The organism is Leucobacter aridicollis (assembly GCF_013409595.1).
Taxonomy (GTDB): domain Bacteria; phylum Actinomycetota; class Actinomycetes; order Actinomycetales; family Microbacteriaceae; genus Leucobacter; species Leucobacter aridicollis.
In genome coordinates, this window is the sequence record NZ_JACCBD010000001.1 from 2,407,585 (window position 1) to 2,419,783 (window position 12,199).

General features: G+C 66.4%; 10 protein-coding genes. 2 read left to right on the top strand and 8 right to left on the bottom strand.

Translation table 11 applies throughout. From position 1 onward, the window contains the following. Positions 1-33: 33 nt before the first annotated feature. On the bottom strand, positions 34-1,869 hold the full coding sequence (locus BJ960_RS11210; RefSeq protein WP_121073119.1) for a phosphoenolpyruvate carboxykinase (GTP): 1,836 nt from the start codon (positions 1,867-1,869) through the stop codon (positions 34-36). Between the two features lie 121 nt (positions 1,870-1,990). On the opposite strand from BJ960_RS11210, the gene BJ960_RS11215 reads away from it, so the two are divergent. Continuing rightward, a complete protein-coding gene (locus tag BJ960_RS11215) occupies positions 1,991-3,460 on the top strand; it encodes a helix-turn-helix domain-containing protein (protein WP_183075247.1) in 1,470 nt (489 codons plus the stop codon). Positions 3,461-3,725: 265 nt separating this feature from the next. On the opposite strand, the gene BJ960_RS11220 is transcribed toward BJ960_RS11215, so the two are convergent. The 7 genes from BJ960_RS11220 to BJ960_RS11250 all read right to left on the bottom strand — a co-directional run bounded on the left by BJ960_RS11220 (position 3,726) and on the right by BJ960_RS11250 (position 11,194). Further along, complete coding sequence (locus tag BJ960_RS11220; protein ID WP_185987341.1) at positions 3,726-5,066, bottom strand: NAD(P)/FAD-dependent oxidoreductase; 1,341 nt, start codon at positions 5,064-5,066, stop codon at positions 3,726-3,728. 209 nt (positions 5,067-5,275) lie between these two features. Continuing rightward, positions 5,276-5,758, bottom strand: a complete 483-nt coding sequence (locus tag BJ960_RS11225; RefSeq protein WP_185987342.1) for a DUF501 domain-containing protein — start codon at positions 5,756-5,758, stop codon at positions 5,276-5,278. Next, positions 5,755-6,216 carry a septum formation initiator family protein gene (locus BJ960_RS11230; protein ID WP_121073125.1) on the bottom strand — a complete coding sequence of 154 codons (462 nt, stop codon included), beginning with the start codon at positions 6,214-6,216 and terminating at the stop codon, positions 5,755-5,757. The genes BJ960_RS11225 and BJ960_RS11230 overlap by 4 nt, the downstream gene beginning before the upstream one ends. 27 nt (positions 6,217-6,243) lie before the next feature. Next, positions 6,244-7,524, bottom strand: a complete 1,281-nt coding sequence (gene eno, locus BJ960_RS11235; protein ID WP_121073127.1) for a phosphopyruvate hydratase — start codon at positions 7,522-7,524, stop codon at positions 6,244-6,246. A gap of 95 nt (positions 7,525-7,619) precedes the next feature. Then, the gene (hisS, locus tag BJ960_RS11240) at positions 7,620-8,915 is read right to left on the bottom strand and encodes a histidine--tRNA ligase (protein WP_185987343.1); all 1,296 of its coding nucleotides are present in this window, start codon (positions 8,913-8,915) and stop codon (positions 7,620-7,622) included. A gap of 270 nt (positions 8,916-9,185) precedes the next feature. Next, entirely contained in the window at positions 9,186-10,808 is a 1,623-nt protein-coding gene (locus BJ960_RS11245) for a solute symporter family protein (RefSeq protein WP_185988264.1), read from the bottom strand. Positions 10,809-10,825: 17 nt separating this feature from the next. Beyond that, on the bottom strand, positions 10,826-11,194 hold the full coding sequence (locus BJ960_RS11250; protein WP_185987344.1) for a DUF485 domain-containing protein: 369 nt from the start codon (positions 11,192-11,194) through the stop codon (positions 10,826-10,828). A gap of 156 nt (positions 11,195-11,350) precedes the next feature. Between BJ960_RS11250 and BJ960_RS11255 the strand changes: the two genes are divergently transcribed. Next, positions 11,351-12,184 carry a helix-turn-helix transcriptional regulator gene (locus BJ960_RS11255; RefSeq protein WP_185987345.1) on the top strand — a complete coding sequence of 278 codons (834 nt, stop codon included), beginning with the start codon at positions 11,351-11,353 and terminating at the stop codon, positions 12,182-12,184. Positions 12,185-12,199 lie beyond the last annotated feature (15 nt).

Genomic DNA, 12,199 nt, shown 5'->3' on the forward strand with positions numbered 1-12,199 from the left:
CGCTCGCGTTGCGTCGCCCCTCAGGGCGCGTCGTTACTTCCCGAGGCGCTCGCGCAGCGCGTCAAGCTCAGCGGTCAGCGCCTGGGGCAGGCGGTCGCCGAATTGCGCGAAGTACTCCTCGGTGAGGTCCGCCTCAGCGAGCCAGGAGGCCGGGTCGATCGCGAAGATCTTGTCAAGATCCTTCTCGACCTCCTCGATGCCCGTGAGGTTGAGCTCGCCCGGTGCGGGGATCGTGCCGACGGCGGTCTCGACGCCGGTGTGCTCGCCCTCGACGCGGCGAATCACCCAGTCGATGACGCGCGAGTTGTCGCCGAAGCCCGGCCACATGAACTTGCCGTCCTCGTCCTTGCGGAACCAGTTGACCTGGAACATCTTCGGCGCGTTCTCGCCGAGCTGCTCCCCCATCTCGAGCCAGTGGCCCCAGTAGTCGGCCATGTTGTACCCGCAGAACGGCAGCATCGCGAAGGGATCGCGGCGAAGCTCGCCAACGGTGCCCTCCTGCGCAGCGGTCTTCTCAGACGAGATCGTCGCACCGACGAAGACGCCGTGGTTCCAGGAGCGCGACTGCGCGACGAGCGGCACGTTGGTCGCGCGGCGACCGCCGAAGAGGATCGCGTCGAGCGGCACGCCGTCCTGCTCGTACCAGTCGCGTGCGAGCGACGGGGTCTGCTGGATCGGCACCGTGAACCGCGAGTTCGGGTGCGCCGCCGGACGGCCCGACTCGGGCGTCCAGTCGTTGCCCTGCCAGTCGATGAGGTGCTCGGGAACCGTGTCGGTCATGCCCTCCCACCAGACGTCACCGGTGTCGGTGAGCGCGACGTTCGTGAAGATCGTGTTGCCCCAGAGGGTCTCCATCGCGACCGGGTTCGTCGATTCGCCGGTGCCGGGAGCGACGCCGAAGAAGCCTGCCTCGGGGTTGATCGCGTACAGGCGGCCGTCCTTGCCGGGGCGGAGCCAGGCGATGTCGTCGCCGATGGTCTCGACCTTCCAGCCGGGGATCGTCGGCTGGAGCATCGCGAGGTTGGTCTTGCCGCAGGCCGAGGGGAACGCGGCCGACAGGTGGTAGTCCTTGCCGGTCTCGGTGTTCGTAAGCTTCAGGAGGAGCATGTGCTCGGCGAGCCACCCCTCGTTCTTGCCCATGACGCTCGCGATGCGCAGCGCGAAGCACTTCTTCGAGAGCAGCGCGTTGCCGCCGTAGCCCGAGCCGTACGACCAGACCTCGAGGGTGTCGGGGAAGTGCGTGATGTACTTCGTGTCGTTGCAGGGCCACGCCGAGTCCTCAGCGCCGTCGACGAGCGGGGCGCCGACCGAGTGCACCGTGCGGACCCATTCGCTGCCCGGGGTAATGCCGTCGAGCGCCTGCTGGCCCATTCGGGTCATGATGCGCATGTTGAGCACGGCGTAGGGCGAGTCGGTGATCTCGATGCCGAGCTGCGTGATGGCGCCGCCGACGGGCCCCATCGAGAACGGCACGACGTACATCGTGCGGCCGCGCATCGAGCCCTCGAAGAGTGGCATGAGCTCGGCGCGCATGGCGGCGGGCGCGACCCAGTTGTTCGTCGGGCCGGCGTCGGCCTCGTCCTCCGAGCAGATGAACGTGCGGTCCTCGACGCGCGCGACATCGGCGGGATGCGAGCGGGCGAGGAAGCTGCCCGGGCGCAGATTCTTGTCGAGCGGGATCAGCGATCCAGCCTCAACCATCTCGCTGGTGATGCGGTTCCATTCGTCCTGCGAACCGTCGCACCAGAGAATCGAGTCAGGCTGCGTGAGCTCCGCAACCTCGGTGACCCACTGCAGAACCTCTGCGTTGTCGGTCGTGGCGGTCTCGCGAACGAGATCAGTGATCGAAGCGAGAGTAGCGTTACTCATACCGTCGAGTCTCCTTGGGGTTTCGTCGAACCGGGCTGTATTTCTATTCTCGTAGGCGCTGTTACCTCCCGTTCACCAAATCGGCTGTCAATTTTTCAGCTTTTTGACATATAGTCAACTTATGGGCCCACAACTCACTCCCTCGCTGAGCGCAGCCACCGTCGATCGACTTGTCCTCGGCAAGCGCCTCAGGCACTATCGCAACCAGGCCGGCCTCACCCTCGAGCAGCTCGGTAGCAGGGTCGGCGTCGTACCGAGCCAGCTCTCCCTCGTCGAGAACGGCAAGCGCGAGCCAAAGCTCACACTCATCCAGGCCATCGCTCGCGAACTTGGCGTCGATCCCGGCGAGCTCCTGAGCGAGGAGGCGCCCGACAGGCGCAGCGAGCTCGAGATCGAGCTCGAACGGGCCCAGAGCACACTCGGGTACGAGCAGCTCGGGCTCCCGAGGATCCGCACCCCGCGTTCGCTGAACGACGAGACGCTCGAGGCGCTCATCGGCCTGCATCGCGAGCTCGCCAGGCGCACCCGCGCGGCGGAGACGACATCCGAAGAGGCGCGGCGAGCGAACACCATGATCCGTCTCCAGATGCAGCAACGCGACAACTACCTGCCTGACATCGAGCTCATCGCCTCCGACCTCATGCGGCGCATCGGCCACACCGTCGGCGCGGTGACGCACCGCGACGTCGCGATGCTTGCCGAGCTGCTCGGCTTCACCCTGATCTTCGTCGACGACCTCCCCTCGAACACGCGAAGCATCACCGACCTCGAGAACGGGCGCATTTATCTGCCGCCCACGTCGATCCCCGGCGGGCACGGCCTCCGGTCGCTCGCGCTGCAGGCGATGGGCCACCGCGTGCTCGGGCACTCCGAGCCCAAGAGCTACGCGCAGTTCCTCGAACAGCGGCTCCAGATCAACTACTTCGCGGCCGCCTGCCTGCTCCCCGAAGCGCGCGCGGTGGACTACCTGCAGCAGGCGAAGCGCAACCGCAACCTCGCCATCGAGGACTTCCGCGACGCATTCGGGGTGACCCACGAGGCGGCGGCCCACCGGTTCACAAACCTGGCGACCCGACACCTCGACCTCCGGGTGCACCACTACCGCACCGACGGCTCCGGCGCGCTCGTGCGCGGGTACGAGAACGATGGCAAGCCGTTCCCGACCGACGAGGGCGGCGCGATCGAGGGCGAGCTGCTGTGCGCGAAGTGGGGTGGACGGACCGCGTTCCACCGCCAGAACCGCACGAGCGAGTTCTATCAGTTCACCGACACCCCGAACGGCACCTACTGGACGAGCGTGCAGACCGGCGAGGCCGAGCAGGGCCCGTTCGCGATCGCCTGTGGCGTGCAGTTCGACGACGCCCGCTGGTTCCGCGGCCGTGACACGCAGGTGCGCAAGCGGTCGACCTGCCCCGACACGGCATGCTGCCGCACCGCTCCCCCAACGCTTCGCGAGCGCTGGGAGGGCAAAGCCTGGCCGAGCGCCCGGATGCACCAGCACGTCCTGACGCCGCTCCCAACGGGAACCTTCCCCGGCGTGGACGACACCTCGATGTACGAATTCCTGTCAAAGCACGCGCCGGAGTTGTAGGGCTGCGGCTCGCCGATCCGGCCCATCCCAAACTTTCCGTTCCTTCCCTAATGACCGGGGTATTTGGGCGCGAATGGAAAATTGGGGGGTGGTAGGGCCGGAGGGCGAGGCTGCGGGCGGAGCTGCGGACGGGGCGCCTGCAGTTCGAGGCCGGGCACGCAAAAGGCCGCGAAACCCCAGGGGGTCTCGCGGCCTTCAACGCAACGCGCTACTCAGACGTGCAACGGCTCACGCGAGCCACGGCTTCTGAGCGCGGGAGCCGACCTTAGTCAGCGGCCGGGCGCGGACGCGACGCGAACTCCTCGAAGATCGCGCGCGGCTCGGTCACTGCCTCGATGTTGACAATGTCGCGGCTGAGGAAGAAGTGTCCAACCCAGCCACCGAACACGCGCCACTTGCGCTCCCACGTCGGGATCGCGAGGCCGTGGTAGAACCGGTGCGCGAGCCAGGCGATGTAGCCCTTGAGCGTGAAGTTGCCCGAGCGGAACACACCGGTGTTCATGCCGAGGCCCGCGACTGCGCCCTGGTTCTTGTGGTTGTAGTCGACGACGCCCTCGCCGCGCAGCGACGCAACGATGTTCTTCGCGAGCAGGCGGCCCTGGCGGACGGCGTGCTGTGCGTTCGGGACGCAGAAGCCGCCGGGGCCGGGGGTCGAGGAGATGTCGGGGACCTGCGACGTGTCGCCTGCGGTCCATGCACCCTCAACGATCTCGCCCTCTTCGGTCGCGACGCGCAGCGACGGCGTACCGACGACGTGGCCACGAGCGCCGATGGGGAGGTCCGTTCCGCGAAGGAACGGGCGGGGCATGACGCCTGCGGTCCAGACGATGAGGTCCGACTCGTACTTCTCGCCAGTCGACAGCTCGATATTGCCGCCCTCGGCGCTGGAGAGCTGCGTGTCGAGGTGGATGTTCACGCCGCGGCGGGTCTGATCCTTGACGACCCAGTCAGCGAGCCCCTCGGTGACCTCGGGCATGATGCGCCCCATTGCCTCGACGAGGTGGAACTTCGTCTCGTCGAAGGTGATCTCCGGGTAGCGGCGGAGCAGTGCAGTCGCGAACGAGCGCAGCTCGGCGACCGACTCGATGCCGGCAAACCCGCCACCAACGACGGTGACGGTGAGGAGGCGCGCGCGCTCAGCCGAATCCTTCGGAAGCGACGCGGCGCGCTCGAAGTTGCCGACCATGCGATCGCGGATCGCGACGGCCTCTTCGATGGTCTTCATGCCGATGGCGCGGTCGGCGATACCCGGGATCGGGAACGTACGCGAGACCGAACCGGTCGTGATGACGATCTGGTCGTACTCGAAGTCGTACGCCTCGCCGGTGTTCGGCGTGATCGTTGCGGTCTTGGTGGCGTGCGAGATGCCGGTCACCTTGCCCGCGACGTTCGCGGTCTTCTTCAGGTGGCGGCGCCGCGCCACAACCGCGTGGCGGGGCTCGATCGAGCCGGCTGCAACCTCGGGGAGGAACGGCAGGTACGCCATGTACGGAAGCGGGTCAACGATGGTGACCTCTGCCTCGCCAGCACGGAGGAGCTTCTCGAGCTTCCATGCGGTGTAGAAGCCGGCGTAGCCGCCGCCGACGATCAGAATCTTCTTCGCCACGAAGCGATCTCCTTGATGATCAAATGTGCACAAAATGCAGGCTGCAAGGTGCGCCCGCTTGTTTGCGCGGGAAGCCAGCTGGGCAAGATTCACCCAACCCGAACCACTTTACCTGCAAATATGCTGCGGATCGTCACAAACAGCGAGACGGCGCACTCAGGCCGATGATTCTTCGCCGACTCGGCACAAATCCCGCAGCTAATGCGCGTTTAGGCGCTCCAGCCGGAACGCTCGAGCGCCAAGTCTCCAATCGGGTTCACACCGGGGCCAGCTGCGAGCGAGTGGCCGATCAACGCATGGAGGCACTTCACGCGAGTGGGCATACCGCCAGCGCTGATTCCAGCGAGCTCCGGGACCTCGCCAATCGCATCGCGATCGGCAATGTACTGCTCGTGAGCGCGCTGGTAGGCAGCCCGCAGTTCCTCATCCTCGGCGAGCATCTCGTTGAACTCGACCATCATGCCCGCGGCCTCGAGGCGCGATGCCGCAGCAACGACCTCCGGGTGCGACAGGTAGTAGAACGTCGGGAACGGCGATCCATCGGGCAGCCGAGGAGACGTCGCCACGACCGTTGGGCTGCCGTCGGCGGCGCGCGCGGCAATACCGACGACTCCGCGAGCCTCGCGACCGAGCTGCTCACTCACCGCCGCGATGTCTGCTGCTGTCGGTTCGGGGAATGGGGGCCGGCTCACTTGCTGCTCCTTGCGGCTTCGTCTTCTGATGGGGTGTCGGGCACCGCTGTGCCCGAGGCGATGACCGAGCCAAGGAGATCCTTCGCCCAGTTCCGCTCGACCTGGGTGAGGTCTGCGCTGGTCTCTTCCTGGGACTCGACAGGCAGCACAACATCCGAAATGATGCTGAGCTGAGTCTCGCCAGGAAGCACATACGAGAGTCGATCGCGCGCCTGAGCACGCACGTACGACGGGTCCTTCCAACGCGTCCGCTCGGCGTCGATCTCCTCGACGGCCTCGCGGTGCTGCCGGACGCTCTCGCGCAACTGCGCAATCTCGCGCTGCTGCTGCACAAACGTCGAAATGTTCGGGCTGAGGATCAGCGCCCCGGCAACCACCGAGACGACCACGACGACGGTGAAGACACTGAAGCGCAGACTCGCGACCCACGCCGCAATGTCTGCGCCCCAGTTCTTCACCGTGTACTCCTCAGATCAGGCGAGAGGCTACGCCTGGAAACGCGGGAACGCGCCGCGACCCGCGTAGCGAGCTGCGTCGCCGAGCTCCTCCTCGATGCGGAGCAGCTGGTTGTACTTCGCGACGCGGTCCGAACGCGCGGGGGCGCCGGTCTTGATCTGGCCGCAGTCGGTCGCGACAGCGAGGTCGGCGATCGTGACGTCCTCGGTCTCGCCCGAGCGGTGCGACATGACGGCGGTGTAGCCCGAGCGCTGCGCAAGCTGCACGGCGTCGAACGTCTCGGTGAGGGTGCCGATCTGGTTCACCTTCACGAGCAGCGAATTCGCGACGCCCTTCGCGATGCCGTCAGCAAGGCGCTCCGGGTTCGTGACGAACAGGTCGTCGCCGACGAGCTGCACGCGGTCGCCAACGCGGTCGGTGAGCTCCTTCCAGCCATCCCAGTCAGCCTCGTCGAGGGGATCCTCAATCGAAACGAGCGGGTACCGATCGAGCAGGTCCGCGTAGTAGTCGGCCATCTCGGCCGCGGTGCGATCCTTGCCCTCGAACTTGTAGACGCCGTTCTCGTAGAACTCCGACGACGCGACGTCGAGCGCGACGGCAACATCCTTGCCCGGCTCGAGGCCGGCGCGCTTGATCGCCTCGACGATGAGGTCGAGCGCCGCGGCGTTGTTCTCGAGGTTCGGCGCGAAGCCGCCCTCGTCGCCGAGGCCGGTCGAGAGGCCCTTCTCGTTGAGCAGCGACTTGAGCGCGTGGTAGACCTCGACGCCCCAACGGAGGCCCTCCGAGAAGCTCTCGGCGCCGAGCGGCACCGCCATGAACTCCTGGATGTCGACATCGGTGTCGGCGTGGGCGCCGCCGTTGATGATGTTCATGAGCGGCACGGGAAGCGTGCACGCGGTCGGGCCACCGAGGTAGCGGTAGAGCGGCAGCTCTGCCGACGCGGCGGCAGCATGCGCGACGGCGAGGCTCACGCCAAGAATCGAGTTCGCGCCGAGACGCGACTTGTTGTCGGTCCCGTCGATCTCGCGCAGCACGGTGTCGATGATGCGCTGGTCGTCGGCGGCGAAGCCCTCGATGGCGGGCGCAAGCTCGTCGAACACGGCGTCGACGGCCTTGAGCACGCCCTTGCCGAGGTAACGATCCTTGTCGCCGTCGCGCAGCTCGTATGCTTCGAATGCACCGGTCGAGGCGCCCGAGGGCACTGCCGCGCGCCCGACCGAGTCGTCGGTCAGGCCGATCTCGACCTCAACGGTCGGGTTTCCGCGCGAATCAAGAATCTCGCGTGCGATCACCGCGTCGATAAATGCCACAGTCTGCTCCTTGTGGTGGAAGTCATGAGACGCGTGTTCCGCGCCTATTCACAGTGTAGAGGGTGCGGGGCTCATCACCCCTGGAGATCAGGCCATTACTCGCCGAGTTCGCGCCACGACAGCGCCGCCGCGTCGCGGTCCCCCGGACGCACGCTCGCGAACCGCTGAAAGCCCTCGGTTTCGAGCCTGGCGAGCAGCGTCTTCATGTTCTTCTGGCGCTTCTCGAGGCGCACGCGCAGCCCGTCCGCGACGAGTGCGCGTTTGAGGCTCATGAGATCGTCAAGCGGGGTGTCGGCGTCGGCGACGAGCGCGACCGCTGCCGGGCCCGAGCTCGTGTCGAGTTCGATGAGGTCGACGACGCGCTCGAAGCCGATCGAGAATCCCACCGCCGGCACGTCCTGGCCGAGGAAGCGACCGATCATGCCGTCGTAGCGGCCGCCGCCGCCAACGGAGGATCCGGATCCCGGGTGCGCGATCTCGAAGATCGTTCCCGTGTAGTACCCCATGCCGCGCACGAGGGTCGGATCGAAGCGGATCTCGACGCCCTCGGGGAGGCCGCCATCGAGCGCCTCGCCGAGCGTGACGAGGCTCGCGACGCCGTCTTCCGCGGCTCCAGCAGGCAGCACCGCCGCGATCGCCTCGCGGGTGACCGGGATGCCCGCGGCGAGCGCCTGATCGACGCCCTCGAGGATCCCGCGCATCGCCGCCGCGGCGGGCTCGTTCGTCTCCGCGAGCTCGGCCGTAACGCCGTCGACGCCGATCTTATCGAGCTTGTCGATGGTGATGAGCGCGCCGGACTGCTCCTCGGGTGCGAAGCCGCAGTGGTCGAGGAGGCCGAACAAGATCCGGCGATCGTTGACGCGAATCACGCAGTCCTTCAGTCCGAGCTGCGCGAGCACCTGCGACGTCGCGGTGATGAGCTCGATCTCTGCGATGACGCCGGATTCTCCGATGATGTCGATGTCGGCCTGCACGAACTGCCGGTAGCGTCCCTTCTGTGGGCGCTCGGCCCGCCACACCGGGGCGATCTGGATCGACCGGAACACGGGCGGCAGCTCCGAACGGTGCGAGGCGTAGAAGCGCGCAAGCGGCACCGTGAGATCGAAGCGCAGGCCAAGGTCGGCAAGCTGCTCGGGATCGCCGGCCTCAGCGGCTGCGGCGAGCGCCTCGGGCTTGATTCCCCGCTTCAGAATCGAGAAGCTCAGCTTCTCGTTGTCCCCGCCGAGACCCGAGTGCAGTCGCGCGTGGTCTTCAACGACGGGCGTCTCGATCTCGTCAAAGCCGTGCGAGCGGTAGACGCCGCGAATGATGCCGAGCGCGTGCTCCCGGCGGGCTTTGTCGGCTGGCAGAAAGTCGCGCATGCCGCGCGGCGGGTTCACTGGGTTAGCCATGGGTCCCATTCTTTCATGTCGCGCGGGGGTGTCCGGCCCACAGCCCGCCGGCCAGGGATGCGTCGGGCGCCCCAGCATCACCCCCACCGACCTTTCTCTACGGATTGACGTAGTTGCGCGCACTCGTAGTACGTCAGAACGTAGAGAAAGTTGGGGCCCGGTGGCAGGAGGGCGGAAGCGCGGAACACAGCACCAGGAGTGGCCCCGACACGACGTGTCGGGGCCACTCCTCTGTCGCAGATCAACGGACCGGCGGCCGGGCGGCGGCGTCTATTGAGCCACCGGCGGCTCCGCACCGTACCCGGTCAGCTCACGCACCTCCATCTCAGCGGCGCGTTTCTTTGACTCGACAGTCTTGTCGGTAATCGAGCCAAGCCAGGCAAGCAGGAACCCGACCGGGATCGAGATGATGCCTGGGTTCGACAGCGGGTAGATCGCGAAGTCGACGCCCTCGCCAAACATCGAGTTCGGCTGGCCCGACACCACGGGAGAGAAGATGATCAACCCGACCGCCGTCACCAGTCCACCAATCATCGACCAGAGCGCGCCACGCGTGGTGAACCGCTTCCAGAAGAGCGAGAACAGGATCGTCGGAAGGTTCGCAGACGCGGCCACCGCGAAGGCAAGCGCAACGAGGAACGCCACGTTCTGACCTTGCACGCCGATTCCGCCGACGATCGCGACCACCCCGATCACGATCGTGGTGTAGCGCGCGACCCGGACTTCCTGCTTCTGCGTGACGTTGCCCTTCTTAATGACGCTGGTGTAGATGTCGTGCGCGAACGAGGCCGACGCGGTGATCGTCAGCCCCGCGACCACCGCGAGGATCGTCGCAAACGCGACCGCCGAGATGAACCCCAGCAGCACCGGCCCGCCGAGCTCGGCGGCAAGGAGCGGTGCGGCCGAGTTCACGCCGCCCGGTGCGGAAGCGATGGTCTCTGGCCCGACGAACGCCGCGGCGCCGTACCCGAGCACGAGCGTGAACAGGTAGAAGATTCCAATGAGCCAGATCGCCCAGACGACCGACTGCCTCGCAGCCTTCGCCGTTGGCACCGTGTAAAACCGCATGAGCACGTGCGGGAGACCGGCGGTGCCGAGCACAAGCGCGAGCGCGAGCGACACGAAGTCGAGCGGCATCGCCCCGTACTGGATTCCGGGCGCGAGGATCGCCTCGCCGTTCGTGTTCTCAGGGTTATTGACGGCGGCCTCGAGCACGGCAGCGAAGTTGAAGCCCTTCAGCGCGAGCACCCAGATGGTCATCGCCGCGGCGCCGAGGATGAGCAGCGCGGCCTTGATGATCTGCACCCAGGTCGTCCCCTTCATGCCGCCGATGAGCACGTACAGGATCATCACCAGCCCGACGACCGCGACGACCAGCGACTGACCGAGAGAGTCGTCGACGCCGAGCAGCAGGGAGACGAGCCCGCCAGCGCCTGCCATCTGGGCGAGCAGGTAGAAGAACGTCACCGCAAGGGTGGTGATCGAGGCCGCCATGCGAACCGGCCGCTCCTTCAACCGGAACGACAGCACATCCGCCATCGTGAACTTCGCCGTGTTGCGCATGAGCTCGGCGACGAGCAGCAGCGCAACGAGCCAGGCGACGAGGAACCCGATCGAATAGAGGAACCCGTCGTAGCCGTTCACCGCGATCGCGCCACAGATCCCGAGGAACGAGGCCGCCGAGAGGTAGTCACCAGCGATCGCGAGGCCGTTCTGGCGCCCGGTGAACGATCGACCGCCGGCGTAGAAGTCCGCCGCCGTCCGGGTGTTCCGGCTCGCCCGAATCACGATCACCATCGTGACGGCGACGAACGCGAGAAAGATCGAGATGTTCAGGACGGGATTCTGGTCCGCGGCCCCGACACTCTTCAGGATGCCCGCTGGCGCGGTCATCATGGAGACGCCGACATTCATGGTGTATCTCCTTCGGTGCGTGCTGCCTGCTGCTCGAGGTCCGCCCGCAGGGCCTCCGCAAGCGGGTCAATGTTTCTGTTCGTGTACATGACATACGCGGTGGTGATTGCGAACGTTGAGACGAACTGCAGCAGGCCGAACCACAGGCCAACGTTCATTCCGAGCAGCGGAGTCGCCATGAACTCGTGGGCGAAGGCTCCCAGAAACACGTAGAGCAAAAACCACACTAGGAACGCCGCGGCAAGCGGGAACACGAATTTCCGGAGTTTGCTTCGCAGCTGCTGGAACTCGGGGCTGGCCTGCACCGCCTCGTAATCGATCGGGTCCGGCCCGCTCTCGGCGGGTAGAACACTTTCTTCTGACATACGGGCCTCCTTTGCCCTGTCATAGCTTGTCAGGTAGGGGAGCGACGGCCACGGAAGCGGCGTCCACCCGAATCCTGAGAACCGCTCGATTGCGGTCTGGTGCCGATGCTAGAAATCGTGATAGGCATTCAGTACCCCCAAAAGTTGGGAGCATATATGCCACAGTCACGCTCTCCGGCAAGCCAATTGCTCATGCAGGACGCCGTTACTGCGTTCTCGCGGGAGACCAGATTCCCGCTCGCATTCGGAGGCTTTGAGTCCGACGGCATCATCAATGTGAGCGCGCTAAGCGGAATGCATGGACTGCGCATTCAAGGGCTACGGGTCGCGAACAGGCGCGGGCTCGGCGGGAAGGCGATGAGTGAGCACCGCCCGCGCTTCACGCGCGACTATATGTCGTCAACGACAATCAGTCACGACTACGACGCGGAGATCGGATCGGAGCACATCGTGATGCTCGTGGCGGTACCGGTCGTCGTTGATGGCGTGACCCGCGCTGTCCTGTACGGCGGCACCCGGGGCGGAACGCCGCCCGACGAGTCGTTCATGCGCGCCGCGGCCGGGGTCACCGCAGACCTCGCCCATGAGATCGCGCTCGCGGATGCCGCAGCCGCGACACAGGACCGCACCGCTCGCGGGGAGCTGCCGGGAACGGTGCTCGAGGAGCTTCGGAGCAGCCATGCGGAGCTCCGCCGAATAGCAGCCGACACGACCGATCCAGTTGCACGAGCGCGCCTCTCAGCCCTCGACGAGCGGCTCGTGCAGCTCAGCAACCCCACACCGGCCGAGCAGGAGATCCATCTCACCGAGCGGGAGTTCGATGTTCTCAGTCACGCGGCCATCGGCGCGACCAACGCTGAGATCGCGACGGCGCTCGGCATCGCCGGAAGCACGGTGAAGAGCTACCTCAAGACGGCAATGGGCAAGCTGCAGGCGTCGACGCGGCACGCGGCGGTGGCGACCGCCCGCGGACACGGGCTGATCCCGTAGCCCAGCCCCCGCGTG

What these genes read in the sequence shown, in the direction of transcription:
- BJ960_RS11210 (WP_121073119.1), bottom strand. Translation starts at nt 1,869, where the DNA reads ATGAGTAACGCTACTCTCGCTTCGATCACTGATCTCGTTCGCGAGACC.
- BJ960_RS11215 (WP_183075247.1), top strand. Translation starts at nt 1,991, where the DNA reads ATGGGCCCACAACTCACTCCCTCGCTGAGCGCAGCCACCGTCGATCGA.
- hisS (WP_185987343.1), bottom strand. Translation starts at nt 8,915, where the DNA reads ATGGCTAACCCAGTGAACCCGCCGCGCGGCATGCGCGACTTTCTGCCA.
- BJ960_RS11245 (WP_185988264.1), bottom strand. Translation starts at nt 10,808, where the DNA reads ATGACCGCGCCAGCGGGCATCCTGAAGAGTGTCGGGGCCGCGGACCAG.
- BJ960_RS11250 (WP_185987344.1), bottom strand. Translation starts at nt 11,194, where the DNA reads ATGTCAGAAGAAAGTGTTCTACCCGCCGAGAGCGGGCCGGACCCGATC.
- BJ960_RS11255 (WP_185987345.1), top strand. Translation starts at nt 11,351, where the DNA reads ATGCCACAGTCACGCTCTCCGGCAAGCCAATTGCTCATGCAGGACGCC.